Here is a 25,206-nt window from a genome sequence, read left to right on the forward strand (position 1 = left end):
TCAGACCACCGAGAAGCCCTCGGCGAGCCGCTCGCGCCCGCTGAGGGCCATCAGGAGTTCCTCCGCCCGGCCGGCGCGCGCGGCCAGGGCGCCCGCGAGAGCGCAGCACGCCTCCACGGCCTCGGCGGGGAGAGCGTGCGGGATCCCCGTGGCCCGCGACAGGTCGATCGTGTGCACGACCAGCTCGAGCACGCGGGTGCGGAGGTACTCGTCGAGCTCGATGCCGTGCCCGCCGATCGAGACGAGCCGGCCGCGGGGCTGCTCGGCGACGAGGGCCGTCGCGCGCTCGAGGGCCTCGGCGACGGCCGCGCCCGGTGCGTCGCCGAGCCACACGCCCGCCTCGACTCCGCGCCGGGCGACCTCGCCGGGGTCGGCGACGGTACCCGCGAGCGCGCGGTAGTAGGCGGGGGCGTCGTCGATCGTCCTCCGACCAGGGTCGTCGGCGCGCAGGTACGTCTCGACGGTGAGGACCGCGCGTGCGGTGTGACCGGCCAGCCCGCGGACGTCCCAGTCGCCCAGGCCCGGGTCGGTCCACTGGTCGTCCCCGATCCGCTCCAGCAGACGGAGGAAGGCGGTGGCGGAGGTCTCGAACATCGCGGCGCTGTCCATGGACCACATGCTGGCACGCCGTCTGGACTCCTCGGCTCGCGGCGCTGACCCCAGAATGTCCGGGTGAGCATCCGCCGCCCCGCCCCCACCGCCCTCACGGGGCGCGTCGTCGTCCTCGAGCCGCTGACCGACGAGCACGTCGAGCCCCTGCACCGCGCGATCGCCCGTCCCGAGGTCTTCGCGAACGGCTACGGAGGCGGCCCCGCCGGACTCCCGGAGTCGCTCGAGGACTTCCGCGCGTTCGTCCGCCGCTACTACCCGTGGACCACGGGCAACTCCTACGCGGTGCTGCTCGACGGCCGCGTGGTCGGCACCACCTCCCTCGCCGACTTCGACGAGGCCAAGGAGGCGGCGCACCTCGGCTGGACCGCCTACGCCCCCGAGGTCTGGGCCACGGCGGTGAACCCGGACGCGAAGCGGCTGCTGCTCGGGCTCGCGTTCGACAGCGGCTACTCGCGGGTGAAGCTGCAGGCCGACGCCGCCAACGCGCGGTCGCGTGCCGCGATCCTCCGTCTCGGGGCGGTCTTCGAGGGCGTGCTCCGCCACGACCAGCGCCGGACCGACGGCTCGTGGCGCGACACGGCGGTGCACTCGATCCTGGTCGAGGAGTGGCCCGCGGTCCGGGATGCTCTCGACCGGCGCATCACCTCGGCTCGCTAGCGCGTCGGAGGATCCCCGCGCAACCGGGTGCACCTTCCGGCCGGGCGAGGGGTAGGAAGGGGGGATGGAACGGATCCACTACGCCGGAAGCTCTGTGCTCACCGGAACCGCGATCGCCCGGTCGCTGCTGCGGTACGCCGAGGCTCTGGCCATGACGAAGGGCTCGATGACGGTCGAGATCCCGGTCCGCCGTCCCTCGGGCGACGTCGGTCGCGCTGCGCTGCTCATCGGGCCGGCGAGCCAGCTGTTCTCGGAGACCGAGGACAGTGACGCCGACGAGATCCTCGACGACGAGCTCGTCGAGCGGTTCACCCGCGAGTCCGAGCGGCTCGGGGTCTCGCGGCCCGTCGCCGAGGAGGGCGCGGAGGGCGCCTCGCACCACGACGCCGAGATGACGCGATTCGACGACCAGGACGAGAACTGGTGACCCGCGAGGCGCTGGGTAGGATCGTGAGCAACCGTGTGCCGCCCTTCTGCGGGGTGCACGTCAGCCTGAACGGAGAGACCTCATGGGTCGCCTGATCTACGACTCGACGCTCGAAGCCGACTTCGACGACCGCCTGCTGGCGCACCTGCAGATCGTCATCGGCTCGAAGCTGGCACGCAACGAGTCCTTCTACTTCTCGTGGAAGGACTCGCAGGCCGTCGGCGACGGACGCACCTCCATCTGGCTGCACCCGGCGATCCCCCTGCGCTTCAAGTACCACGGCGGCCGTGCGCCCGCCATCAACCCGGAGTGGATCCGCCAGCTGATCTCGGACTCGCACACCGCCCACGGGCTGCGGATCAGCGAGGAGCCGCGCGGCGGGAGCCGGCAGACCGAGGAGAGCGTGCTGTGAAGCGGGTCGACATCACCTACGGCGGGCAGCCGTACAGCCTGCACGACACCACCGCCGCCGAGGTGCGCGAGAGCGTCGAGCGCGCGCTCGACGGGTCGGCGTCGCGCTGGCTCTCGGTCAACCAGGGCGAGGGAGAGCCGCGGAAGACGTCGATCCTGATCACTCCGGGAGTCTCGTTCGCGGTCGCCGACGTCGCACGCTGACCGCCGCACGCTGACCGGCCTCTCCGCCGCGCGGTGGTGCCGCGCTCAGGCGAGCAGTGCGGGGAACTCGCCGGGGATCTCGCGGGCGAGGTAGCCGGCCGGACCGACTCGAGCGGCGAGACGCGTGTCGGCCTGCGTGTGCAGGTGCGCGCCCCAGGCCGCGGCGGAGACGGCGCCGGCTCCGCGCGCACGCAGGCCGGCCGTCGCTCCGGCCAGGACGTCGCCGCTGCCGGCGGTCGCGAGCCCGGGGTGCTCCCCGATGACGCGCAGGACGGTCCCCTCCGGATCGGCGATCACGTTCGAGAGGCTGACGACCGCGCCGTAGCGCCGGGCGACGGCGACGGCCGCCTGCTCGAGGTCGTCGACGTCGGCGCCCAGCAGGCGGGAGCCCTCCTCGCTGTTGGGCGTGAGCAGGAGGCGTCCCGCGAGCGCCCGGGCCACCCGCGGCTGCCCGGGGAGGACGCCGAGGGGGAAGGCGTCGAGGTGCACGGCGGGGACCTCGCGCAGGAGCGGCACCAGCGCCCGGAGGGTCGCCGCCGTGGCCTTGGGATCGTCGAGACCGGGGCCGACGAGGGCGACGTCGGCCGAGCTCAGCTCGCCCTCGAGCGCGGCGAGCCCCCGGCCAGAGATCGAGCCGCTCCGCGACTCCTCCAGCGGGATCACTCCGCACTCCGGCAGTGCCACCGCGGTGGCGGAGGCGACCGACTCCGCCACGCAGAGGGTGATGCGGCCCGCGCCGACGCGCAGCGCGGCGATGCCCGCCAGGATCGCCGCTCCCGGCGTCTTGCGGGCGCCGCCCACGATCACGACGTCGCCGCGCGCGTGCTTCGAGCCCTCGAGGGCGGGCAGTGGCCAGTCGCGCTCGAGGAGCGCACGGTCGATGATCTCACTCATGGGGGTCGCCCTCCCCGGCCTCGCGGTCGTCGTGCTCCGTGACCGGTGCGCCCGCGCGGTCGAGGTGCGCGGTGTGGTTGAAGCGCTCGAGCGTCCACTCCTGCCCGTCGCGCACGAGCCGGGTGACCGAGGCGTTCGCCACCGGAGTCGATGCTCCGATGTCGAGCAGCTCGCGCTCGGTGAGCCCCTCGCAGACCGAGCGGATGATCAGGACCACGGCGTCGTGGCAGAACAGGGCGACGGGCCCCGCGGGCGCGGCGACGTCGAGGTGGTCGAGGAACGAGCGGACCCGGAGGGCGAGATCGGTCCACGACTCGCCGCCCGGCGGCCGGTAGTAGTACTTGCCGAGCCACTCCCGCCTCGCCGCCTCCTCGGGGAACCGCGCGCGGACGCCGGCCGTGGTCAAGCGGTCGGTGATGCCCAGGTCGCGGTCGCGCAGCCGCTCGTCGGCGCGCAGCGTCAGATCGAGCCCTGCCTCGGCGAGGGCGAGCCGGGCGGTCGAGGACGCCCGCAGATACGGCGAGGTCCACGCGGAGACGGGTGCGGCCTCCGCCGCGAGCCATCGGCCGAGCGCACGGGCCTGCTCCTCGCCCGCGGGGGAGAGCAGCACGTCGGCGTCACGGCGGTCGACCTCGATGTCGAGCGCGCCCGCCCTCTCGGCGGCGCTCGCCGCGATGTTCGCCGTGCTCTCGCCGTGGCGCACCAGGAGGAGCTCGGTCGGTCCGGTCGTGCGGGGGGAAGCCATCCCTCCACGCTCCGCCGAGCCGTCCGCCGGGCAAAGGGGTTTGCGCAGGACGAGGAAGGCTTGCTACGAGCGGGCGCGGCCCGGCGGGGCCACGCTAGGGTCGGGGGCGTGAAGCAGACGCGAGCGGCCGCTGTCCTCCTGACGGTGCTGGCGCTCGCCGGCTGCACGGCTCCGGCCGCCGAGGAGGCCGCCGACACGACGGCGGCGGCCCGCGAGGAGTCGCGCGACCGGGTGACCGCGCTCGTCGAGTCGCTCACCGGCCCCCAGGCCGACACCTTCGGCTTCGCGCGCGAGGCGACGGCGACCGCCGCGGAGGGGGTCGATCTGATCGGCATCGCCTCCTACGACGCCGAGACGCCCGAGGGCGCGTTCGGCACGCTGTCGTTCCAGACGCCGGTCGATGCGACGGAGTTCCCCGACGCCGGCGCCGACGCGTTCTGCTTCGAGGTGTCGTTCGCGGCCGCCGGACCGGTCGCGAACGACGACTCCGGCGACGGCGTCGTCAGGGCGATCGACTGCCCGCCCGACGCGACCGCGATCACTCCGCCGCCCGCGGAGGGCGAGAGCTCGACGCCCTAGGCCGAGACCGCCTTCACGACGGCCTTGAGCGTCCCCTGGTCGCCCAGGATGCGGAAGTGCCCGCCCGTCTCGATCCGCACGTTCGTCGCGCCCTCGAGCCTGCTGCCCTCGGGGATGTGCGGATCGAAGAGCCCGTAGACCGAGGTGATGCGCGCGTTCGCCTCGAGCCGGCCCGAGAGCAGCAGGGTCGTCGCGTCGCGCGGCGAGAACGACCGGAGGCTCTTCAGCGGCAGGTAGGCGGCGTACCGGGAGCCGCCGAACGGCGTCGACACCGCGACCATCCGGTCGACGCGGCCCTCGGGGTCGAGCTCGGTCATCACGTACTTGCCGATCAGCCCGCCCTTGCTGTGCGCGACCACGACGACATCGCGCAGGTCGTGCTCGGCGAGGTAGGCGGCGACGTCCTCGGCCGTCCGCACCACCGGGCGGCCGTTGCGCCCGAGGCTCGTGAGCACGTGCAGCGGGTGGCCGTGCTCGTGCAGGGGATCGATGATCGGGCGGAGGAAGGACCACGTCTCCCAGATCCCCGGCAGCACCAGGATCGGCCGCAGGTCTCCCGAGAGGTAGTCGTCGGGCGCGCGGCGCGAGAGGAACCCGCGCACCTGCCAGGCGATCGCGTAGGCGTAGTCCTCGGCCCACCAGACGGCGTCGCGGAGCAGGTCCTTCACGCGCGTCATCGGACGACCGCCCCCTCGAGGTCGTCGGCGAAGCGGCCGAGCGCGCGGGCGAGCGGCTCGGCCTCCGTCCGCGGCACGACGTGGCGGGAGGAGCGCATCTCGAGCAGGCGGCCGTCGGCGGCGTGCGCGACGAGGCGCTCGCACCAGTCGCGGGTGCCGACCGGGTCGTCGTGACCGCGGACGACGAGCACGGGCCGGGTGACGGCGGCGAGGCGCCGCTGGATCGGGTAGTGCAGCATCTCGGGCAGCTGCCTCAGGTACCAGCGGACGCCTCCGCGCACGTAGTCGGCGAAGACGAGCAGATCGACGGGCAGCGGCTCGCCGAGCGTGTCGCGGGCGAGCGCCAGCCCCTGCTGCAGCGCTGTGGGACGCTCCGGGTCGACGACCGGGCCGATGAGGACCACTCCGTCGACGAGCTCGGGCGAGCGGACCGCGAGCTCGACGGCGACCTGGCTGCCCATCGAGTGCCCGACGACGATCGCGCTCGGGACGCCGCGGTCTTCCAGCACCCGCGCGAGGAGGCGGGCGTGATCGGCGATGCCGACCCGCTGCCGAGGCATCCGGTTGGAGCCGAATCCGGCGAGGTCGACCGCGATCACGCGGCCGTGCTCGCGGAGGTGCACGGCGAGCTGCGAGAACGTGTGGTGCGACATCCCGATCCCGTGGATCAGCAGGAAGGTGCGACGGGCGTCGGAGCGGCCGGTGGCGTAGGAGCGCAGCTCGACCCCGTCGATCACATGGCGCACGGAGGGATCGCGTCGGGGGAGGGGCATGGCCCCAGGCTAGGGACCGGCGCTCGCGACCGCGCGGGGATGCGCCGCGGTGCGCGGGTGGGCTAGGCGGCGGGTGTCAAGCGCCTCCGCAGTGCGAGGAGCGCTGCCTAGCCTCGGAGGACGGCGGCACTCGCGCCGCTCGCGGAGGGACCATCACATGCGCATCGCGATCGTCGGGGCGACCGGCAATCTGGGCACGGCACTGCTGCGGCGGCTCCAGGGCGAGCCGTCGGTGGAGGAGATCGTCGGGGTCGCGCGCCGCGCCGCACGGCCGGAGTCGCCGGAGTACCGCGATGTCCACTGGGCCGAGGTGGACGTGGCGTCGAGCGAGGCGCCGCGGCGGCTCCGCGAGGCGTTCGCGGGGATGGATGCGGTCGTGCACCTCGCGTGGGCGCTGCAGCCGAGCCACGACGAGCCGTTCCAGCGGCTGGTCGACGTCGGAGGCACCGCCGCGGTGCTCGAGGCCGCTGCGGCGGCGGGAGTGGGCCAGGTGGCCGTCGCGTCCTCGGTCGGCGCCTACAGCGCGGCGCCGAAGACGATCCGCGTCGACGAGAGCTGGCCGACCGGAGGGCTGCACACCTCGACCTACAGCCGGCACAAGGCCGCCAACGAGCGCGCGCTCGACGCGTTCGAGGCGGCGCATCCGGAGGTGGTCGTCACCCGGCTGCGCCCGGGCCTGGTCTTCCAGCGCGGGGCGGCGACCGAGATCGCGGGGCTGTTCGCCGGGCCGCGGTACCCGACGCGCTGGCTGAGGGCGCTGAAGCCTCCGGTGCTGCCGCTGCCGAAGAGCCTGATCTTCCAGGGCGTGCACGCCGACGACGTGGCCGACGCCTTCTGGCGGGTTCTCGACCAGCGCGCCGGCGGGGCGTTCAACGTCGCCGCGGAGCCGGTGCTCACTCCGCAGCGCCTCGCCGACGCGTTCGGCGCACGCCTGGTGACGGTGCCCTTCGGTCTTCTGCGGTCGATCGTGACCGCGACCTGGCACCTCCGCCTCCAGCGCACCGACGCGGGCTGGCTGGACATCGCGGGCAACGTCCCGGTGATGTCGACGGAGCGGGCGCGGACCGTCCTCGGCTGGGAGCCGACCGTCACCGCGGAGGAGGCGCTCGCCGAGCTGGTCGCCGGGCTGGGCGACCGCGCCACCGTCGCGGGCTCGCCGCCGCTGCGCGGCTGAGGGACCCGAAGCCGAGGGAACCCCGAACCGTCGAGGGAGCCGGCCTTCTCAGGCGGCGTCGACGGTCCGGGGTTCCCTCGCGGGCGGTCAGGCCTCGTCGGAGACGCGGATGAGGACCTTGCCGGTCACGCCCGCCTCGACGGCGTCGTGGGCGGCCGCGGTCTCCTCGAGGGGGAACCAGGTGAGCGGCAGGCCGGCGGACTCGCCGACGGGCAGAGCGCCGTCCTCGAGGGCGGCGGTGATGTCCTCCGCGGCGGCCTGCAGGGCCTCGTCGCCGACCGTGTAGAGCAGCAGCCCCTGCCAGCGAGCGTTCTTCGCGAAGCTCGCGACGATCGGGACCGAGAAGTCGTCTCCGTTGTTGTTCGCGTAGTAGCCGATGCTGCCGTGGTTCGCGAGCACCTCCACGTCGAGCGCCGCGTTCTGCGCGGGCGCGACCTCGACGATCTGCTCGACGCCCTCGGGCGCGATCTCGAGGATCCGCGCGGCGAGCGCCTCGTCGGGGTACTGCAGGACGTGGTGCGCGCCGGCCGCCGTGGCGAGCGCGGCCTTGCCGTCGCTGCTGACGGTGGCGATCACGGTCGCCCCGGCCCAGGCCGCGAGCTGGATGGCCGCGTGCCCGACGGCTCCCGCACCGCCCTGCACGAGGACGGTGCGGCCCGCGAGCGCGCCGGGCGACAGGCGCGCGGGCCCGTGCTCGTGCACGGTCAGCGCCCGGTGGGCGGTCATCGCGGGGACTCCGAGGCTCGCGCCCAGGTCGAAGCCCACGCCGTCCGGCAGGCGGACGACGCGGTTCGCGGGCAGCACGGTCCACTGCTGCGCGGTGCCCGTGGGCCGGCGGTGAGCGGCGAGGTGCACCCAGACGCGGTCGCCCACGGCCAGGCCGTCGACGCCGTCGCCGAGCGCGTCGACGACTCCTGCGCCGTCCTGGTTCGGCACGACCTCGTCGAAGGCCAGGTCGCCTCCCGCGCGCGCCTTCCAGTCGGTGGGGTTCACACCGGAGGCGACCACGCGCACGCGCACCTCACCGGCCCCGGGGTCGGCCGGTTCGCGGTCGACGAGCGAGAGGACGGAGGAGGCGCCGGTGGAGGAGTAGACGATCGATCTCATACGGGTGGCAAGAGCGTCCGGGCCGGAGGTATTCCCGGGAGACGACGACGGGCGGCGGACCCGGAGGTCCACCGCCCGTCGATCGAGCGCAGGCTAGGCCTGCCCGTTCTCCTGCACCGCGTGCTTGGCCTCGCGGGCCGAGTCCTTGACGTCGTCGGTGGCGGACGCTCCCGCCTCCTTGACGTTCTGCGCGGCGTCGGTCGCGGTCTCCTTGACCGAGGCGAAGGCCTGCTGGGCGGGCTCGCGGAGCTCGCCTGCGGCCTCCTTCGCGGCGTCCGTGACCTTGTCGACGACGGGCTGAGCCGTCTCCTTGACCTTCGACGCGGCCTGCTTCTCGGCGCTCGAGGCCGGGATCAGCGACGCGATGAGCATGCCCGCACCGAGCGCGATCAGGCCGACCGCGAGCGGGTTGCCCTCGGCCTTGCCCTTGACCGATCCGGCCGCGCCCTTGACGGAGTCGGCGCCTCCCGAGACGGAGTCGCCCGCGTCGTGCGCGGCGCCCATCACGCGGTCGCGGACGGAGCCGACGGCCGACTTCACCTTGTCGGTCTGGCGCTGCGCGATGGCGCTGGGGCTGACCTTCTCGGCGAGGGCGTCGACGTCTCCGCCGAGCTCGAGGCGGGTCCGCTCGATCTCGGCCCGGATCTCCTCCGGTGTCTTGTTCGAGTAGTCAGTGCTTGCTGCGTCGTACGTCATCGTCCTGCCCCGTTCGGCTTGAGGGTTTCGGGAATCTTCTTGAGGGAGTCGACCGTCTCCGGGGCCCCGTCGATGGTCTTCAGGCTCTTGCGCCCGACGGAGTACAGGATCGCGGCGACGATGCCCCAGATGACGGCGACGACGACCCCGGACCAGCCGTTGCCGATCAGGGTGCCGAGCGCCCACCAGAGGGCGATCGAGAGGAACAGCACGGCCATGATCGCCGCGTAGCCCGCTCCACCGAGCAGGCCCGCGCCCTTGCCCGCCTTGCCGGCGGACTCCTTGAGCTCGGCCTTGGCGAGGGCCATCTCCTGGCGGATCAGGGTCGACAGGTCGCGCGAGACCTCGCCGAGCAGATCGCCGAGCGAGGTGCTGCCGGCGCGCTGGTCGGGGGTGGGCTCGCCGAACCCGGCGCGATGCGCTCCGGAGGAGTCGGTCACGGTCGCGTTCCCGTCGGGAAGGAGTCGTAGCCGGCCGAGGTCGGCGGCACGCTCAGCGGGTCGGCGATCGGCTCGGTGGGGAGGTGGTCGGCACGGGTCGTGCCGTAGGTCGACGCGGCGGGGGCGGCGAACTCGGGGCCGGAGGTGTCGCTCGCGGCCTCCTTCTCGTCCTTCGCCTCGGCCGTGAGGGCGCGCACCAGGCGGCCGGCGACGAGGCCGGTCGCGGCGGCGATCAGGATGAACGCACCCGGGCGGCGGCGGGCGAACGACTTCACGTCCTCCAGCAGCTCGGCGGGCTCGCGGTCCTCGAGCCAGGTGGCGACGCCCTGAGCGCGGCCGGCGAGGTTCGAGACGAGGTTCGCGGCCATGTTGTCCTGGCCGCCCTCTCCGTTCGCGAGCGCGGTGAGGTCGTCGCTGAAGGCGCGGGCGCCCTTGGCGGCGTTGTCCTTCTGGGCGTGGGCCTGCTCGGTGAGCTGGCCGCGGCTCTGGTCGAGGAGGTCCTTGACCTGGGTCTTGGCCTCCTGAGCGACGTTCGCCGCCTCCTCCTTGCCCGTGGCGACGACGTCGCCCGCGGCCTGCTTGGCGTCGCCGGCGACGGAGGTGGCCTGCTCCTTGGCAGCGCCCGCCTGCTCCTTCGCGGCGTCGACGGTGCTCGACGAGCCGGAGCCCGACGAGCCGGAGCCCGGCGTGGAGTGAGCAGTGGTGGTGGTGTCGGAGGTCGTGTCGGTCGCGGCGAAGTTCGCAGCGCCGTCTCCGAAGGGGGGTGAAGCGGGATCGATGGTAGACATCGTCGTTCCCTTCCAGGATCGAGTCGGGGGGTGGATGCGTGCCGGCGTGGCCAGTCTGCGAGGCCCCCGAAACCGTGCAAAGGCCGTAGCGCTCGCCCCTCGTCCGGGGCTACCATCACGCGCCCAGGCCACGCGGGTGGCCCGCGAGCGGGGGGAGGGGAAGTCAAGCCCCTGCCGGGGAGGGCAGGACCCGCCTAGCGTCGCCGGCATGACTTCCCTCCGTCTCCACACGCCCGCCCGCACCGCCGGCCGTGTTCTGGGAGCGCTCGGCGCCTCCGCTCTGCTGGCCGGCCTCCTCGCCGGCTGCACGGGGGACGCGCAGACGCCGGTGCAGTCGGGCGTCGTCGAGCCGACGAGCGCCGACGACGGGTCGACCCGCACGCCGACGAACGAGCCGACGCCGTCGGAGCCGTCCGAGACGGCCACCCCCGCGACCTGAGACCGGGCGCGAATGGTGGCACTGCGCTGACCCGCGAGCAACCCCCTCCCCGCATTCAGGGGACGAGCAGGCTGCCCTCCTACGGTCCTCGGTAAGTACCACCGATCACGAAGGAGGCACCACTATGGGGCTCGATGACAAGATCAAGAACGCCGCTCAGGACATCGCCGGCAAGGCGAAGGAAGCCCTGGGCGACCACAAGAACGACGACAGCCTGAAGGCCGAGGGCCAGAAGGACCAGGCCGCGGCGTCGACCAAGAAGGTCGGCGAGGACGTCAAGGACGTCTTCAAGTAGGTCTCACCACGAAGGCGGCGTCCCCACGGGGGCGCCGCCTTCGTCGTTCCCGGGGCGTGCTGTACGCCGCCCTTCCCCGAGGTCGCCCCCGGTGCTGCCGGCCCTTCCTGCTACTCGACCAGCAGGATCGGGGAAGGCTTCGCGATGCGGCGCCTCCCCCGACCGTCCTCGGAGACCGCTACGGCTGCAGGACGACCTTGATGCAGCCGTCCTCCTTCTTCTGGAAGGTCTCGTAGAGGCCCGGTGCGTCCTCGAGCGGGGCGCGGTGGGTCACGAGGTCCATGACGCCCAGCGGGTCGCTCGAGTCCTCGACGAGCGGCAGCAGCTCGTCGATCCAGCGCTTCACGTTGCACTGCCCCATCTTCACCGTGACCTGCTTGTCGAACATCGACTTGAGCGGCAGCGGGTCGGCCTCGCCGCCGTAGACGCCGCTCAGCGAGACGGTGCCGCCGCGGCGCACCAGGTCGAGCGACGCGGTGACCGCGGCGAGCCTGTCGACTCCGACCGTGTCCATCGCCTTCCGCGCGATCGGGTCGGGCAGCAGGCCCGCCATCGTCTGCGCGAAGGAGCCCATCGGCGAGCCGTGCGCCTCCATGCCCACGGCGTCGACGACGGAGTCGGGGCCGCGTCCGTCGGTCAGGTCGCGCAGCTGGTCGGCGATGTCGTCCGAGAGGTCGAAGACCTCGACTCCGTGGCGCGCCGCCATCGCGCGGCGCTCGGCGACCGGGTCGACCGCGAGCACGCGGTAGCCCTTGTGCACGCCGATGCGGGACGCGAACTGGCCGACCGGGCCGAGCCCGAAGACGACGAGCGAGCCTCCGTCGGGCACCTGCGCGTAGTCGACGCCCTGCCACGCGGTGGGCACGATGTCGCTGAGGAACAGGTAGCGCTCGTCGGGAAGGTCGGTGCCGACGACGACAGTGTTGTAGTCGGCGAGGGGCACGCGGAGGAGCTCCGCCTGGCCGCCGGGGACCTGGCCGTACATCTTGGTGTAGCCGAAGAGCGAGGCACCCGAGCCGTACTCGGTGACCTGCGTGGTCTCGCACTGCGACTGCAGTCCCCGGCGGCACATGAAGCACTCGCCGCAGGAGATGTTGAACGGCACCACCACACGGTCGCCGACCTTGAGCTTCGTGATCGCGCTGCCGACCTCCTCGACGATGCCCATCGGCTCGTGGCCGAGCACGTCGCCCTTGTCGAGGTAGGGGCCGAGGAGGCGGTACAGGTGCAGATCCGAGCCGCAGATCGCCGTCGAGGTGATGCGGACGATCGCGTCCGTGGGCTGCTGGATGCGGGGGTCGGGAACCGTCTCGACCGAGACCTTCTCGATGCCCTGCCAGGTGAGTGCGCGCATTGCCTGCTCCGTTCTGCCCGGCTGATCACCGGGCGTCGTGTTCCACGCCACACCCCGCGCGCTCCCGGTGGGAGGGGCTTGACGGCACCGCGGTGCTCTTTCCGAGCGGATGCTCGGCTCCGAGGCGGCGTGCATCCGGCGTTCACCTCGCACTCGGGTGGGAGGTGGTGGGATAGGGGCATGGATGCTCTCTACACCGCTATCGCCCACGCCTCCGGTGGAGGACGCGACGGCCACGTCCGCACCGAGGACGACCGCCTCGACCTCGACACGCGCCCGCCGAAGGAGCTCGGCGGCTCCGGAGACGGCACGAACCCCGAGCAGCTCTTCGCCGCCGGGTACTCGGCCTGCTTCCTCGGGGCCCTGCACGGCGCCGGCCGCGAGCTGAAGATCGACACGACCGATGCGGCCGTGTCGGCGAGCGTCTCGATCGGCAAGAACGACTCCGGCGGGTTCGGCCTCGCGGTCGAGCTCGACATCTACGTCCCGAAGGCCAGCGCCGAGGAGGCGCACGCCGTCGCCGAGAAGGCGCACACGCTGTGCCCCTACTCGAACGCGACGCGCGGCAACATCCCGGTCGAGCTCAACATCGTCGACTGACGCGACTTGCGCGAAGGCCCCCTCCCGCTGCCGGGAGGGGGCCTTCGTCGTCGGTTAGGGTCGGAGGCATGACCGACGACGTGGCGCGCGACGAGGCCGAAGCACGGGCCGAGCTGGAGCAGATCCGACAGAGCATCGACAACATCGATGCGGCCCTGATCCACCTGCTCGCCGAGCGCTTCAAGTTCACGCAGAAGGTGGGGCGGCTGAAGGCGGCGCACGGCCTGCCGGCCGCCGACCTCGAGCGGGAGGGGCGTCAGATCGCCCGCCTGCGCGCGCTCGCGGAGGAGTCGCACCTCGACCCCGCGTTCGCCGAGAAGTTCCTCGGCTTCATCGTCGCGGAGGTCATCCACCACCACGAGCAGATCGCGAGCGGCGCGGCCGACTGACCTGCTCGTCGGCGTCCGACCCGCGCAAGTGAGGCTGGATGCCCGGATCTCGCGATTTCTCGCGGATCCGCGGCATCCAGCCTTACTTGTGGCGGCTACGCCTCCGCGGGGCGGCGCAGGGCGCGGACCGTGGTGACGCGGCGGCGGGCGATGGCGGCCACGGTCAGCAGCAGGCCGAAGAGCAGCCAGAGCACCAGGCCGACGACCGAGCCGCCGACGCCTCCCGAGCCCTCGACCACGCCCGACAGCGCGGTCTGCGCCGCCGACAGCGGCAGGAACCCGAGGGCGTCGTCGAACACGCCGGGCACCGTCGAGATGATGCCTGCGCCGAGCCCGATGACCGCCGCGAGCATCGCGATGAAGCGGCCGGTCCCTCCGAGCAGGGCGACGAGGCCCTGGTTCACGGCGGCGAACGAGGCGCCGACGAGCATCGACAGCAGCGCGAACCCGACGAAGGTCCACGGCTCGAGGTCGGCGACGAACTGCATCACGATCGCCACCGCGAGCCCCTGCACGACGCCGATCACGAGGGCCGGTACGTAGGAGGAGAGGGCGAGTGCCGCGGAGGAGCGCGTCGACGAGAGCGCGCGGTGCGAGAACGCGGCGAGCACGAGGAAGCTCGCGAGCGCCCCGAGCCACAGCGCGATCGTCGTGAAGAACGGCACGCTCGACGCTCCGAAGAGAGTCGTCGAGGTGCTCGCGTTCTCGACCGGGTCGGCGACGACGTCGGCGAGGTTCGTCGACTCCTCGTCGGTGTAGGTCGGCAGCTGCGCGACGGCCGCGTCGAGGCCGGTGGCGAGCGAGCGGGCGCCGTCGGCGAGCTGCACGGCGCCGTCCGAGACGCCGCTCGCGCCGTCGGCCAGCTGGTCGGCGCCGTCGGCGGCGGAGGAGGCTCCGGTCGCGAGCTGCGCGGCTCCGTCGGCCGCGGAGGACGCACCGGTCGCGAGCTGGCGGGCGCCGTCGGCCGCGGAGGTGGCTCCGGTGGCGAGCTGCGCGGCTCCGTCGGCGGCCGAGGTGGCGCCGGTGGCGAGCTGGGTCAGACCGCCGGCCAGAGCTCCCGCGCCGTCGGCGATCCCGCGTGCTCCGGCGGCCGACTGCGCGGTCCCGGCCGCCAGCGAGGGCTGGCCGTTCGCGCCGTCGTTGATCCCGGAGGAGATGCCCGCGGCGTACTGCGCGGTCGCGCCCGCCTGGTAGAGCGCGCCCGCCTGGTTCGTCGTGTCGAGCTGCGCGCCGGCCTCGGCGAGGATCTGCGCGCAGACCGGGTCGGTCGCGGCGCACGACTGCGCGAGGGCGGCGATGGTACCGAGGGAGGTGCCGGTGGTCGTCGCCGACTGCGACGCCACTCCGGCGGCCGTCTGCGCGGTGCCGCCGAGGGCGGAGACTCCGCTCGCGAGGCCGTCGAGACCGTCCGCGAGCGAGGACGCGCCCGTCGCGAGGTCGGTCGCCCCGGTCGCGGACTGCTGGGCGCCGGTCGCGAGCTGCGACACTCCGCCCGAGAGGTCGGAGGCGCCCGTGCCGAGGGCGGCGACTCCATCGGCGAGCGAGGAGGTGCCGGTGCCGACCTGCGCGACTCCGCTCGAGAGGGAGGACGCGCCGGTGGCGAGCTCGTCGATGCCGTCGGCGAGCGAGGAGGTGCCGTCGGCCAGCGACGACGCACCGGTGCCGAGCTGGTCGGCGCCGTCGGCGAGGGTGCCGGCGCCGTCGGCCGCCTGCCCGATCTGGTCGTTCAGCGTGTTGAAGCCGACGTAGACGTTCTCGAGGTACGCGGTCGTCAGCTGCGTGTTCAGGAGCGACGTGGCCGTGCTGGTGACGGTCGCCGAGATGGCGTCGTCGACGAGCTTCGCCTTGTCGCTCGTCGCGATGTCGATCGTCGCCTTCGTCGCCTCTGCGGCGTCTCCGGAGTAGGAGGTGGCGGCGGCCGAGAACTCGGAGGGGATCGTCACGACGGTCGCGTAGGTGCCGTCGGCGAGGCCCTGCGCCGCGTCGTCCTTGTCGGTGAGGACCCAGGTGAAGTTGCCGCTCGAGTCCGAGCCCGAGACGTTGGGCACCGGCGTCGGCGACGACGTGGCCGTGGTCTCGGTGCCGCCGGTGACGAGCCCCGCCGCGAGCTGGCGGCCGAGGGGCACGGTCTGGCCGTTGATCTCGACCGGGGTGTCCTCGTTCACGACGGCGGCCGTGATCTGGTCGAGGCGGTCGGTCGGGTTCCACAGCGCCCAGACCAGCAGACCGCCGATCGCGAGGGGCACCAGGACGATGCCGAGAAGGGTCAGCCAGGACACCTTCTTGACGCCGCGGGGGCGTTCGAGGGAGAGCAGAGCCATGTCAGAGGACCTTTGCGATGTCGCGGCGCTCGGCCGCGGAGGAGGACGCGAGCACGTCGCGGCTGTCGGGGAGGAGATCGTCGAGCGCGTCGGCGTCGACGGAGGAGGCGATCACCGTGAAGGTGCGGCCCTCCTGCAGAGCGTGGTCGCGCATCGAGTCGAGCTCGTGCCGGATGCCGGCCCGCAGCTGCGGATCGGTGACGGTGTCGAGATCGTCGAGGACCAGGATCGGCGGCGCGCTGCGCAGTGCCGAGCGGACCTCGCCCAGCGGGTCGGCCTCGCCGGCGAGTCTCACGAGCCCGACGCGACCCCGCACGGCGGACGCGCGGATCGGCACGACGAGCCCGTCGACCTTCAGGCGGCCGGAGTCGGGCGCGAGCCGGCCCGCGAGGGTGAGCAGCAGGGCGGTGCGGCCCGAGCGGTGCGGGCCGTGCACGACGAGCGCTCCGCCGGCGGGGAGCCGCACGGCGACGTCGCTGTAGAGCGGGCCGTCCGGTCCGTTCAGCGTGAGGCCCTCGGCGGCGACCGCGTCGGTCGCGCCGGGCTCGGGCCAGTCGCGCAGCGCGAGCTCCTTGGTGAGGCCCTCGCCCTCGACGTCGAAGGACGGCAGGATGCGGTCGAGCCAGCGGGGCATGTGCCAGGCGCGGTCGCCGAGCAGGTGCAGCACGGCGGGCACGAGCGTCATCCGCACGATGAACGCGTCGACGAAGACGCCCACCGCGAGACCGAGCGCGATCGGCTTGATGCTCGTGTCCCCCTCCGGAACGAAGGCGGCGAAGACCGAGAACATGATGACCGCGGCCGCCGTCACGACCTTCGCCGAGCCGACGAAGCCCGACTCGACCGCCGCGCGCGCCGAGCGCCCGTGGACGTAGTCCTCGCGCATCCGCGAGACCAGGAACACCTCGTAGTCCATGGCGAGCCCGAACAGCACGCCCATCAGGATGATCGGCATGAAGCTGATGATCGGGCCGGTCTTGTCGACGTGCAGGGCGTCGGCGAACCATCCCCACTCGAACACCGCCGCGACGGCGCCGAAGGAGGCTCCGACCGAGAGCAGGTAGCCGAGCGTCGCCTTCAGCGGCACCCAGAGCGAGCGGAAGACCATCGTCAGCAGCACCAGCGAGAGGCCGACGACGAGCAGGCCGAAGGGGACCAGCGCCTGGGCGAGACGGTCGGAGATGTCGATGCCGACCGCCGCCTGGCCCGTCACGGCGAGGTCGACGCCGTACTCCTCCTGGAAGTAGTCGTGCTTGTCGCGGATCTCGGCGACGAGCACCTTCGTCGCCTCGGAGTCCGGGCCGCCCTCGGGGACCACCTGGATGATGCCGGTGTCGGCGTTCTCGTTCGGCGTCGACAGGGGAACGGAGGCCACTCCGTCGAGACTCTCGATCTCGGACTGGAGGTCGGCCATCAGCCCGAGCGGGTCGGTCGAGCCGATGATCGTGCCGGTGACGATGAGCGGGCCGTTGTAGCCGGGGCCGAAGTTCTCGGCGAGGAGGTCGTAGGTCGTCCGCGCGGGCGTGCCCTCGGCCTGCGAGCCGGCGTCGGGGAGGGCGAGGCGGAGGCTCATCGCCGGGATCGTCGCGACGCCGAGCACGCCGACGACGGCGAGGATCGTGATGATCGGGAACCGGGTGACGGCGCGGACCCAGCCGCGGAAGAAGCCGGCGGGGACCGCAGCGGGGGCGTGCGGGTCGGCGTCGACGGCCGCCTCCGGGTCGGCGTGCGCACCGGCGGCCGCTGCGGCTGCGTTCTTCTTCTTCTTCTTCGGCTTCGGCCGGAGGCGCTCGCCCGCGAACCCGAGCAGCGCGGGAGTGAGCGTGAGGGCGATGACCACCGCGATCGCGACTCCGACCGCTGCCGCGATGCCCATCGTGGTGAGGAACGGGATGCCCGCGACCGACAGGCCGACCAGGGCGATGATCACCGTCAGGCCGGCGAACACGACGGCGGAGCCGGCGGTCGCGGTCGCGCGGGCGGTCGACTCCTCGGGGTCCATGCCCTCCCGCAGCTGGTCCTGGTGGCGGCTGATGATGAAGAGGGCGTAGTCGATGCCGACGGCGAGTCCGAGCATCAGCGCGAGCAGCGGAGTCGTCGACGAGATCGAGGCGAAGCGCGTGGCGATGAAGATGGCCGACATCGACAGGGCGACGCCGAGCAGAGCGGTGACCAGCGGCATGCCGGCGGCGAGGAACGAGCCGAAGGTGAGCACGAGCACGACCAGCGCGACGACCAGGCCGATTGCCTCGGTGATCGTGACCCCGGGGATGCTCTGCGAGAAGAGGTCGCCGCCCAGGGAGACGGTGGTCCCGGCGGGCAGCGACTCCTCGAGGGTCGTGGCCTCGGCCTCCAGCGCATCGACCGACGCGGCGGAGGTGGTCGTGGACGCTCCCTCCATCTGGACGGTGATGACCAGGGCGTCGCCCTTCTCGGAGATCGTGCCGGAGACCGTGTCCGAGTACGGGTCGGTGACGGCGGCGACCTCGTCGATGCCCTCGAGCGCGGTGACCGCGTCGCCGACGGGCCCGCTGATGTCCGCGTCCTCGACGCTGCTGCCGTCGGCGGTGACCACGACGTAGCGGGCGGAGGTGCCGCTGACCTGCGGGAAGGTGCGCTCGAGCTGGTCGAGGGCGGTCTGCGACTCGGTGCCCGGGATCGCGAAGGAGTTGTCGGTGCCCTGGTTGAGCAGCAGCGCGCCTCCGCCCGCGAGGACGACGACAGCGAGCCAGAGGACGGCGACGAGACGGTGGGCGCGGTGCACCCAGCGTCCGAGTCGGTACAGCAGCGACGACACGCAGGTCTCCTGACGGTGAGGGGGGACGGAGGCGATACGTCTCTGTATCCGATACGTGAATGTATCCGATACAGTGATGTATCTCAATGCCGCTCCGATGCTCCGGGAGGAGACACAGGATGACCTCCGACGTCCCCGAGACCGCACGCCGCAGTCGCACCCGGGAGCGCCTGCTCGACGCGGCCTACGACGTCTTCGCCGACGTCGGCGTGCACACCGCCTCGGTCGAGCAGATCAGCGAGGCCGCCGGGTTCACGCGCGGCGCCTTCTACTCGAACTTCTCGAGCAAGGAGGAGCTGTTCTTCGCGCTGATGGAGCGCGAGAACACCGCCCGGATCGCGACGCTCGTCGAGCAGATGGGGCACAGCCTCCCGAAGGTGGGCGACGGGCCGCTGACCGCCGAGACCCTCGCCGTGGTCATCCTCGACTTCCTCCAGGGGCCGTTCACCGACAACCGGCGCTGGTGCGTCGTGCAGTCCGAGTTCGAGCTGCTGGCCCTGCGCGACCCGGCCATCGCCCCGCAGTACCGCGACTTCTGCGCGGGCTTCGACGCGTCGCTGGTGCAGATCGTCGACGGGGCGCTGCGCCAGGTCCAGCGCGAGTTCGCGCTCGAGCCGACGACGGCGGTCCGCCTCCTCGTCGCGAGCTACGACGACGCGGTGAAGCAGTCGATCCTCGAGCGCGACTCCGACTCGGGGGCGCTCGAGCGTCTCCGCAGCACCCTCACCGCCGTCGTCCTCGCGATCTCCCGCCCCAGCTGAGGCCGCGTCCCCGACGGCGGCTCCGCACGACGAGGATGGATCCATGGAACTGCGTCAGCTCGAACACTTCCTCGCCGTGGCGAAGGAGCAGCACTTCACCCGCGCGGCGAGCGCCCTGCAGATCTCGCAGTCGGGGCTGTCGGCGTCCATCCGCGCCCTCGAGAGCGAGCTGGGCAGCCCGCTCTTCACGCGCAGCACCCGCCGGGTCGAGCTGACCCCGGCCGGGCGCGCGATGCTCGAGGAGTCGGAGCGCTCGGTGGCCAGCGCGGTCGCCGCCCGCGACGCCGTGCTCGCGGTGCAGGGAGTGCTGCGCGGGAGCCTCGCGGTCGGCACCGAGGAGTGCCTCGGTGGCGTGCACCTGCCGCGCGAGCTCGCGACCTTCCGCCGCCAGCACCCGGGGATCGCCCTGCGGCTGACGCACGACGGCTCGGGGACGCTGCTCGACTCGGTCGCCGCGGGCCGCCTCGACCTCGCGCTCGTCGCCGACATCGGCGCGACGCCGACCGGGGTGCGGACCCGGCCGCTGGCCAGCGAGGGCTTCGCGGTGCTCACGCACCCGGATCATCCGCTCGCCGACCGCGATGTCTGCCGCATCCCGGACCTCCAGGGCGAGACCGTCGTGGGCCTGCAGGAGCACTGGGGTGCGCGGCACCTGGCGGCGCAGGCGTTCGCCGAGCACGGGGTGCCGTTCGAGGTCGAGCTCGAGGTCAACGACGTGCACACGCTGCTCGACCTGGTCGAGTACGGGATGGGCGTCGCGGTGGTGCCGGCGCACTTCGGCGAGAAGCGGCCGGCGGGGCTGCGCGCGGTGCCGCTCGACGAGCCGCAGCTGGTCTGGCGGACGATGGTGGCGGTGCCGGACCGGCCGAGCGCCGCGGCCCGGGCGTTCGTCGCGTCGCTGCCGGGCATCGCACGAGCGTGACGGGCGCTCCGCGTCGGCCGAGCAGCCCCGAAGGAGCGCACCCCCTCCTCTCGCTGGTCGAGTAGCCCCGGAGGGGCGTATCGAGACCCACAGGCGTCCGCACGAGCGGTCTTCAGCCGGTACTTCCGACGCAGGTGGATCTCGATACGCCCTCTCCGAGGGCTACTCGATCAGCGAAGCCGCTCACCCGAGCGAGGCCAGCTCCTCCGGGGTGAGCGTCAGGTCGGCCGCCGTGGCGGAGTCGCGGATGCTCTCGGGCCGCGAGGCGCCGGGGATGGGCAGCACGACCGGCGCCTTCGCCAGCTCCCACGCCAGGCAGATCACCTGGGGCGAGACTCCGTGGGCCTCGGCGACCGTGCCGAACGCCGCATTGCGCGAGCCGAGCTCGGCGGCGGAGGTGATGCCTCCGAGCGGGCTCCACGGCAGGAACGCGATGCCCAGCTCGGCGCACAGCTCGAGCTCCGGCTCGCTCGAGCGGAACGACGGCGAGAACTGGTTCTGCACCGAGACGAGGTGCGAGCCGAGGATCCCGTGCGCCTCGCGGATCTGGTCGGGGTCGGCGTTCGAGATGCCGGCGCGCACGATCACTCCCTCGTCGAGCAGCTCGACGAGCGCGCCGATCGAGTCGGCGTACGGCACCCGCGAGTCGGGCCGGTGGTACTGGTAGAGGCCGATCGCGTCGACGCCGAGGCGCTGGGCGGACGCGCGCGCCGCCTCCTTCAGGTGCTCGGGGCGGCCGTCCTGCGTCCAGTTCTCGCCCGGGGGGCGGAGGTGCCCGCCCTTGGTCGCCACGAGGACGCCGGAGGTGTCGCCGCCGTAGCCGCGGAGCGCCTCGGCGATGAGGAGCTCGTTGTGGCCGAGGTCGCCCTCGACGGGCAGGTGGTAGGCGTCGGCCGTGTCGATCAGGGTGACGCCGGCGTCGAGGGCGGCGTGGATGGTGGCGATCGCCCGCTCGCGGTCGGGGCGGCCCTCGATCGACATCGGCATGCCGCCGAGTCCGATGGCGCCGACCTGGAGGTCGCCGATGGTGCGCTGCTTCATGGGTGTGGTCCTTCGTGTGTGCGTGAGTGGGGAGTGGAACGTCAGCTCGCTGGTCGAGCCCGCAGCCCCGCAGGGGCGTCTCGAGACCCCGCCACCACCAGCAGGATCGGTCTGCAGACTCGGCTGCCGGAGTCGGTGGATCTCGATACGCCCGCTGCGCGGGCTACTCGATCAGCAAGGGGTGCGGTGCGGTCAGGCGACGGTCGTCACCAGGCGTAGTCCTCCGGTGCCGTGCGGTGGCCGGGGAAGATCTCGTCGAGGCGGGCCAGGTCGTCGGAGTCGAGGGTGATGTCGACGGCGGCGACCGCGCTCTCGAGCTGCTCCATCGTGCGGGGCCCGGTGATCGGGCCGGTCACTCCCGGCTGGTGCAGGAGCCACGCGAGCGCCAGCTCTCCCGGCGCGATGCCGCGCTCGCGGGCGAACGCCTCGTACTGCTCGAGCGCGGGGCGGTGCTTCTCGATCGCCTCGAGACCGCGGGCCGAGGTGCGGCGGCTCCCCGACTCCGTCTTCTCGAGCACGCCGCCCAGGAGCCCGCCCTGCAGCGGCGACCAGGGGATGACGCCGAGGCCGTAGTGGCGCGCCGCGGGCAGCACCTCGCGCTCGATGTCGCGCACGGTGAGGTTGTAGATCGACTGCTCCGAGGCGAGACCGGTGAAGTGCCGCGCCTTCGCCGCCTCCTGAGCCTGCGCGATGTGCCAGCCGGCGAAGTTGCTCGAGCCCACGTAGAGGACCTTGCCCTGCTGCACGGCGACCTCCATCGCCTGCCAGATCTCGTCCCACGGCGTCGTGCGGTCGACGTGGTGGAACTGGTACAGGTCGATGTGATCGGTCTGCAGGCGGCGCAGGCTGTCGTCGAGCGCGCGGCGCAGGGTGAGCGCCGAGAGGCGGCCGCCGTTGGGCCAGGAGTCGCGGCCGCGCTCGGAGCCGGGGGCCGCGTACTGCTCCATGTCGCCGAAGAACTTGGTCGCCAGCACCGTGCGCTCGCGGCGCTCGCCGCCCTGCGCGAACCAGCGGCCGACGATCTCCTCGGTCGCGCCGCGGGCGCCCTCGCCGCCGTAGACGTTGGCGGTGTCGAAGAAGTTGACGCCGAGCGCGTGCGCGCGGTCCATGATCGCGAACGAGTCGGGCTCGGTGGTCTCGGGCCCGAAGTTCATGGTGCCGAGGATCGCGCGGGAGACGGACAGGCCGGTGCGGCCGAGATGCGTGTACTGCATGCCCCCAGCCAACGCCTCCCCTGCGCAGGTGTCCAACAGGGAGGCGCGATGGGATTCAGCGACGGTGGAGGTGAATGGCGGCGGCGGGGTGCCGGATCGGCGCCGCCGGCCCCGGCTAGAGTCGCGGGATGGCCACCTGGACACTTCCGCAGCGCTCCGTCATCGCCCTCGCGTCGGTGCTGCTGCTGGCCGGGTGCACGTCGGCGCCCGAGATCGCGGTGACGTCGGGGGCGGTGGCTCCGTCGTCGTCGGAGTCGCCCGCCGAGGCCGCTCCCGCCGAGACGGACGCGGAGCGGCGACCGGTCCCGAGCGTCACGGTCGCCCCGGAGCCGGTCGTGACCACGCCCGAGCCCGTCCCCGCGACCGGGGTGTGCGAGATCAGGTACCTCGACGCGGCCGAGTCCGGCACGATCGGCGGCCTCGACATCGAGGTCGTGCGCGACCGCGGCTCGCGCACCGGCGCGACCGGCGAGGTGACGACCGGGTCCGACGGGAGTCCCGCCTCCTACCTTGTGGCCGCCGGCGACGTGAGCGAGAACATCGCCGATCGCTTCTGCGTCAGCTCGGAGTTCCTCGACGTGCTCAACTCGGTGCGCCGCGACGGCGTCACGATCGACAGCCTGTTCGCGGGCGACACCCTCAACCTGAGCCCGTCGACCGTGACGAGCGTCGGCACGCAGAACGGGCGCGTCCTCGAGAACGCCGAGCCCGAGCCGCTCCCGACCCAGGACTGAGCCTGGCCCTCCACCCCTCAGGAGTCGTCGTACTCGGGTACCGACGACGACTCGTGAGGAGTGGAACGGTCCACCCCGGGTGGAGGTGTGCTCAGAGCCCGATGACGCCGACGAACGCGGCCGACAGGGCGAGGGTGCCGGCGAAGCCGAGCGCACGGCCGCGGCGGCGGGCGGCGTCCTCGAGCCAGGGCAGCGAGCCCCAGCGCAGCACCGCGCCGGCCGTCCCCGCTGCCACGACCCCCACCAGCACGAGCCACGGGACGACGGTCAGCAGCGTCCAGTCGGCGAACGCGCGCACCAGCAGCAGCACGGCGATCGCCTCGACGCCGCGGGCGAGCACGCGGAGGCGGTCGCGGTCGAGGAGGGCCGCCCGGAGCGGGAGTGTCCCGAGCGCGAAGCGGACGGCCGTGTAGGCGGCGACGACCAGCGTGATGACGGTGGCGAGGATCACGAGTCCTCCTCCAGCACCTGGGCGAGCAGGCGCATCCCGAGGCCGTCGACCGAGCTCGCGGTGTTCCCGTTGACGAACACGGCGACGCCGCGCTCCCTGTCCATCGCGAGCATCGTCGCGTAGCCGGCGGTGCCTCCGTTGTGCCACGTCGCCGAGCCGCCGCCCTCCGTGCCGGAGGTGAACCAGGCCAGCCCGATGCGGGCGCCGTCGCCCGCGTCGAACCGCGGATCGAGCACCTCGGCGGCCGGGACGCCGAGTGCCGGGTCGTCGGTCAGCAGCGCCTCGGCGTACCGGGCCATGTCGGCGGCGGTCGAGCGCACGCCTCCCGCCGGCGCGTAGCCCTCGAGGGTCCAGGCGTCGACGGCGCGGCCCGTCTCGGAGTAGCCGGTCGGCGCGCCGGGCGCGAGGGCGTCGGCGGTGGTCGGGACCGAGCTCGCGTGCATCCCGAGCGGCGAGAAGACGCGGTCGCGGAGCAGGTCGGCGTACTCGACGCCCTCGGCGCGGGCGACGGCCTGCCCGAGGACGGCGGCGCCGAGGTTGGAGTACGCGACCTCGCCGTCACCCAGCGGAGCCGCGGCCGCGTGGCGGAGGGCGTCCTCCGCCGAGAACGTGGCGTACGGATCCGCGCCCCGCAGCTGGGCGAGCACCGTCACGGCGGTGTCGCGGAGGTCGGAGGAGAGGCGGGGCAGCCCGGAGCGGTGGCTCGCGAGCTCCTCGAGGGTGCCGGGGAAGCTGCCGAGCTCGGCGTGCTCGGCCGCGGGGTCGTCGAGGGCGACGGTCCCGTCCGCTGCGCTCTGGGCGAGGAGGAGCGCCGTCATGGTCTTGGTCACCGAGCCGATCTCGACCTCGGTGCTCTCGTCGGCGCCGAGTCCGGCGAAGCGGACGCCCTCGGGGGTGACGACGGCGGCGACGAGCTGGTCGCGCGCGCCTGCGTCGGCGTTCGCGTGCAGCCAGTCGGCGATCCCGGCGTCGCCGGTGCGCTCGGCCGAGAGGGTCGGAGCGGCGGGGCGCAGCAGCAGGCCGCCGGCCAGGACAGCGAGGGCCGCGGCTCCGGCGGCGATCGTCAGGCGTTTCATCGAGGACCTCCCGAGGCGAGCAGGATCACGAGCAGCGGCACGAGGCGCTCGGGCGGGATGCTGTAGCGGCCCCGGCCGCGCGCCTGGAGCCAGCCGGCCGCGACGAGCTGGTTGACGTGGTGGTAGATCTGACCGGTCGTGCCGGCTCCCTCGCTCTCGGCGAGCTGGGCGACGGTCTCGACTCCGCCGGCGATCGACTGCAGGAACCGCAGGCGCACCGGGCTCCCGAGCGCCGCCAGCGCGGCCGGCCCCGGGGTCGAGCCCCAGTCGCGCTCGAAGAAGGCGTCGGTGCTGAGCCCGTACTGCCACTCGACGGGGCCGGCCGGGGTGCCGACCGCACCGGCGAAGACGACGCCGCCGGGTGCGGGCAGGCGCTCCTTGAGCGCGGTGAGGGCCCAGAAGGGGTCGGTGCTGGACGGGTCGGTGCCGGCTCTCCCCGCGGAGGCGCCGGCGGCCGCCGCGACGGCCCCCGCGTTCTCGAGGCGGTCGAGCCGCTCCCGGAGCTCGTCGAGCTCGGCGGCGAGGTCGCGCGGGGCTGCTGTCATGCCTCGACTATTGCAAACCTTCCGTAATTACGGAAGTCGCGCCGGAATCCACACTCCAGAAGTTGTCGCACTCGACGCCGAGT

The 25,206-nt window shown here is 73.2% G+C and carries 30 protein-coding genes; 13 read left to right on the top strand and 17 right to left on the bottom strand.

The genetic code is table 11. The features are described from left to right. Entirely contained in the window at positions 1–609 is a 609-nt protein-coding gene (locus GSU68_RS00840) for a maleylpyruvate isomerase family mycothiol-dependent enzyme (RefSeq protein WP_159905246.1), read from the bottom strand. 63 nt (positions 610–672) lie between these two features. Here GSU68_RS00840 and GSU68_RS00845 point away from each other — a divergent pair, with 63 nt between their 5' ends. The 4 genes from GSU68_RS00845 (at position 673) to GSU68_RS00860 (ending at position 2,311) form a co-directional block, all read left to right on the top strand. After that, positions 673–1,269: a GNAT family protein gene (locus tag GSU68_RS00845; protein WP_159905247.1), complete on the top strand. Its 597-nt coding sequence runs from the start codon at positions 673–675 to the stop codon at positions 1,267–1,269. Positions 1,270–1,333: 64 nt separating this feature from the next. Further along, positions 1,334–1,696, top strand: a complete 363-nt coding sequence (locus GSU68_RS00850; protein ID WP_159905248.1) for a hypothetical protein — start codon at positions 1,334–1,336, stop codon at positions 1,694–1,696. Between the two features lie 82 nt (positions 1,697–1,778). Then, a complete protein-coding gene (locus tag GSU68_RS00855; protein ID WP_159905249.1) occupies positions 1,779–2,108 on the top strand; it encodes an ATP-dependent DNA ligase in 330 nt (109 codons plus the stop codon). Further along, positions 2,105–2,311 carry a hypothetical protein gene (locus GSU68_RS00860; RefSeq protein ID WP_159905250.1) on the top strand — a complete coding sequence of 69 codons (207 nt, stop codon included), beginning with the start codon at positions 2,105–2,107 and terminating at the stop codon, positions 2,309–2,311. Before GSU68_RS00855 ends, GSU68_RS00860 begins: the two co-directional genes overlap by 4 nt. A gap of 45 nt (positions 2,312–2,356) precedes the next feature. On the opposite strand, the gene GSU68_RS00865 is transcribed toward GSU68_RS00860, so the two are convergent. Together GSU68_RS00865 and GSU68_RS00870 are read right to left on the bottom strand one after the other, a co-directional pair. Beyond that, the gene (locus GSU68_RS00865) at positions 2,357–3,205 is read right to left on the bottom strand and encodes an ADP/ATP-dependent (S)-NAD(P)H-hydrate dehydratase (protein ID WP_159905251.1); all 849 of its coding nucleotides are present in this window, start codon (positions 3,203–3,205) and stop codon (positions 2,357–2,359) included. Continuing rightward, positions 3,198–3,950: a histidine phosphatase family protein gene (locus GSU68_RS00870; protein WP_159905252.1), complete on the bottom strand. Its 753-nt coding sequence runs from the start codon at positions 3,948–3,950 to the stop codon at positions 3,198–3,200. The genes GSU68_RS00865 and GSU68_RS00870 overlap by 8 nt, the downstream gene beginning before the upstream one ends. Positions 3,951–4,058: 108 nt before the next feature. On the opposite strand from GSU68_RS00870, the gene GSU68_RS00875 reads away from it, so the two are divergent. Continuing rightward, positions 4,059–4,529 (top strand): hypothetical protein, encoded by a 471-nt coding sequence (locus tag GSU68_RS00875; RefSeq protein ID WP_159905253.1) that lies wholly within the window; start codon positions 4,059–4,061, stop codon positions 4,527–4,529. Here GSU68_RS00875 and GSU68_RS00880 read toward each other — a convergent pair. Next, complete coding sequence (locus GSU68_RS00880; protein WP_159905254.1) at positions 4,526–5,206, bottom strand: alpha/beta hydrolase; 681 nt, start codon at positions 5,204–5,206, stop codon at positions 4,526–4,528. The two genes, GSU68_RS00875 and GSU68_RS00880, sit on opposite strands and share 4 nt — an antisense overlap. Continuing rightward, on the bottom strand, positions 5,203–5,979 hold the full coding sequence (locus tag GSU68_RS00885; protein WP_159905255.1) for an alpha/beta fold hydrolase: 777 nt from the start codon (positions 5,977–5,979) through the stop codon (positions 5,203–5,205). Before GSU68_RS00885 ends, GSU68_RS00880 begins: the two co-directional genes overlap by 4 nt. A 157-nt stretch (positions 5,980–6,136) precedes the next feature. Here GSU68_RS00885 and GSU68_RS00890 point away from each other — a divergent pair, with 157 nt between their 5' ends. Continuing rightward, a complete protein-coding gene (locus GSU68_RS00890) occupies positions 6,137–7,153 on the top strand; it encodes an NAD-dependent epimerase/dehydratase family protein (protein ID WP_159905256.1) in 1,017 nt (338 codons plus the stop codon). Between the two features lie 87 nt (positions 7,154–7,240). Here the strand turns inward: GSU68_RS00890 and GSU68_RS00895 are convergent, their stop codons facing one another. From GSU68_RS00895 to GSU68_RS00910, 4 genes are all read right to left on the bottom strand, one after another. Further along, on the bottom strand, positions 7,241–8,260 hold the full coding sequence (locus GSU68_RS00895) for an NADPH:quinone reductase (RefSeq protein ID WP_159905257.1): 1,020 nt from the start codon (positions 8,258–8,260) through the stop codon (positions 7,241–7,243). 93 nt (positions 8,261–8,353) lie between these two features. Then, the gene (locus GSU68_RS00900; RefSeq protein WP_159905258.1) at positions 8,354–8,956 is read right to left on the bottom strand and encodes a DUF3618 domain-containing protein; all 603 of its coding nucleotides are present in this window, start codon (positions 8,954–8,956) and stop codon (positions 8,354–8,356) included. Then, the gene (locus tag GSU68_RS00905) at positions 8,953–9,396 is read right to left on the bottom strand and encodes a phage holin family protein (protein WP_159905259.1); all 444 of its coding nucleotides are present in this window, start codon (positions 9,394–9,396) and stop codon (positions 8,953–8,955) included. The genes GSU68_RS00900 and GSU68_RS00905 overlap by 4 nt, the downstream gene beginning before the upstream one ends. Continuing rightward, positions 9,393–10,184, bottom strand: a complete 792-nt coding sequence (locus GSU68_RS00910) for a hypothetical protein (protein ID WP_159905260.1) — start codon at positions 10,182–10,184, stop codon at positions 9,393–9,395. The genes GSU68_RS00905 and GSU68_RS00910 overlap by 4 nt, the downstream gene beginning before the upstream one ends. A gap of 208 nt (positions 10,185–10,392) precedes the next feature. On the opposite strand from GSU68_RS00910, the gene GSU68_RS00915 reads away from it, so the two are divergent. Both GSU68_RS00915 and GSU68_RS00920 read left to right on the top strand, forming a co-directional pair. After that, entirely contained in the window at positions 10,393–10,623 is a 231-nt protein-coding gene (locus GSU68_RS00915) for a hypothetical protein (protein ID WP_159905261.1), read from the top strand. Between the two features lie 124 nt (positions 10,624–10,747). After that, on the top strand, positions 10,748–10,918 hold the full coding sequence (locus GSU68_RS00920) for a CsbD family protein (RefSeq protein ID WP_085477811.1): 171 nt from the start codon (positions 10,748–10,750) through the stop codon (positions 10,916–10,918). 178 nt (positions 10,919–11,096) lie between these two features. Here GSU68_RS00920 and GSU68_RS00925 read toward each other — a convergent pair whose 3' ends face one another. Continuing rightward, a complete protein-coding gene (locus GSU68_RS00925) occupies positions 11,097–12,272 on the bottom strand; it encodes a zinc-dependent alcohol dehydrogenase (RefSeq protein ID WP_159905262.1) in 1,176 nt (391 codons plus the stop codon). 180 nt (positions 12,273–12,452) lie between these two features. Here GSU68_RS00925 and GSU68_RS00930 point away from each other — a divergent pair, with 180 nt between their 5' ends. Both GSU68_RS00930 and GSU68_RS00935 read left to right on the top strand, forming a co-directional pair. Further along, on the top strand, positions 12,453–12,872 hold the full coding sequence (locus GSU68_RS00930) for an organic hydroperoxide resistance protein (RefSeq protein WP_159905263.1): 420 nt from the start codon (positions 12,453–12,455) through the stop codon (positions 12,870–12,872). Positions 12,873–12,940: 68 nt separating this feature from the next. Beyond that, on the top strand, positions 12,941–13,261 hold the full coding sequence (locus GSU68_RS00935) for a chorismate mutase (protein ID WP_159905264.1): 321 nt from the start codon (positions 12,941–12,943) through the stop codon (positions 13,259–13,261). A 95-nt stretch (positions 13,262–13,356) separates the two neighbouring features. On the opposite strand, the gene GSU68_RS00940 is transcribed toward GSU68_RS00935, so the two are convergent. Further along, positions 13,357–15,582 carry a YhgE/Pip domain-containing protein gene (locus GSU68_RS00940; protein WP_159905265.1) on the bottom strand — a complete coding sequence of 742 codons (2,226 nt, stop codon included), beginning with the start codon at positions 15,580–15,582 and terminating at the stop codon, positions 13,357–13,359. A gap of 1 nt (position 15,583) precedes the next feature. After that, positions 15,584–18,379: an efflux RND transporter permease subunit gene (locus GSU68_RS00945; protein ID WP_159905266.1), complete on the bottom strand. Its 2,796-nt coding sequence runs from the start codon at positions 18,377–18,379 to the stop codon at positions 15,584–15,586. A gap of 119 nt (positions 18,380–18,498) precedes the next feature. Here GSU68_RS00945 and GSU68_RS00950 point away from each other — a divergent pair, with 119 nt between their 5' ends. Continuing rightward, positions 18,499–19,140, top strand: a complete 642-nt coding sequence (locus GSU68_RS00950) for a TetR/AcrR family transcriptional regulator (RefSeq protein ID WP_159905267.1) — start codon at positions 18,499–18,501, stop codon at positions 19,138–19,140. Positions 19,141–19,183: 43 nt separating this feature from the next. Then, complete coding sequence (locus GSU68_RS00955) at positions 19,184–20,062, top strand: LysR family transcriptional regulator (protein WP_159905268.1); 879 nt, start codon at positions 19,184–19,186, stop codon at positions 20,060–20,062. A gap of 183 nt (positions 20,063–20,245) precedes the next feature. Here the strand turns inward: GSU68_RS00955 and GSU68_RS00960 are convergent, their stop codons facing one another. Together GSU68_RS00960 and GSU68_RS00965 are read right to left on the bottom strand one after the other, a co-directional pair. Continuing rightward, on the bottom strand, positions 20,246–21,103 hold the full coding sequence (locus GSU68_RS00960; protein ID WP_159905269.1) for an aldo/keto reductase: 858 nt from the start codon (positions 21,101–21,103) through the stop codon (positions 20,246–20,248). Between the two features lie 206 nt (positions 21,104–21,309). Continuing rightward, a complete protein-coding gene (locus GSU68_RS00965; protein WP_159905270.1) occupies positions 21,310–22,317 on the bottom strand; it encodes an aldo/keto reductase in 1,008 nt (335 codons plus the stop codon). 128 nt (positions 22,318–22,445) lie between these two features. Here GSU68_RS00965 and GSU68_RS00970 point away from each other — a divergent pair, with 128 nt between their 5' ends. Further along, positions 22,446–23,051 (top strand): hypothetical protein, encoded by a 606-nt coding sequence (locus GSU68_RS00970; RefSeq protein ID WP_159905271.1) that lies wholly within the window; start codon positions 22,446–22,448, stop codon positions 23,049–23,051. A 91-nt stretch (positions 23,052–23,142) separates the two neighbouring features. Here the strand turns inward: GSU68_RS00970 and GSU68_RS00975 are convergent, their stop codons facing one another. Genes GSU68_RS00975 through GSU68_RS00985 form a run of 3 tightly spaced genes read right to left on the bottom strand, consistent with a single transcriptional unit; the run spans position 23,143 to position 25,123 of the window. Further along, the gene (locus tag GSU68_RS00975; protein ID WP_159905272.1) at positions 23,143–23,502 is read right to left on the bottom strand and encodes a hypothetical protein; all 360 of its coding nucleotides are present in this window, start codon (positions 23,500–23,502) and stop codon (positions 23,143–23,145) included. Then, complete coding sequence (locus tag GSU68_RS00980; protein ID WP_159905273.1) at positions 23,499–24,578, bottom strand: serine hydrolase domain-containing protein; 1,080 nt, start codon at positions 24,576–24,578, stop codon at positions 23,499–23,501. The genes GSU68_RS00975 and GSU68_RS00980 overlap by 4 nt, the downstream gene beginning before the upstream one ends. Next, complete coding sequence (locus GSU68_RS00985) at positions 24,575–25,123, bottom strand: winged helix-turn-helix domain-containing protein (protein WP_159905274.1); 549 nt, start codon at positions 25,121–25,123, stop codon at positions 24,575–24,577. Before GSU68_RS00985 ends, GSU68_RS00980 begins: the two co-directional genes overlap by 4 nt. Between the last annotated feature and the right edge of the window lie 83 nt (positions 25,124–25,206).

Origin of the sequence: Rathayibacter sp. VKM Ac-2759 (genome assembly GCF_009834225.1) — a bacterium.
Classification (GTDB): domain Bacteria; phylum Actinomycetota; class Actinomycetes; order Actinomycetales; family Microbacteriaceae; genus Rathayibacter.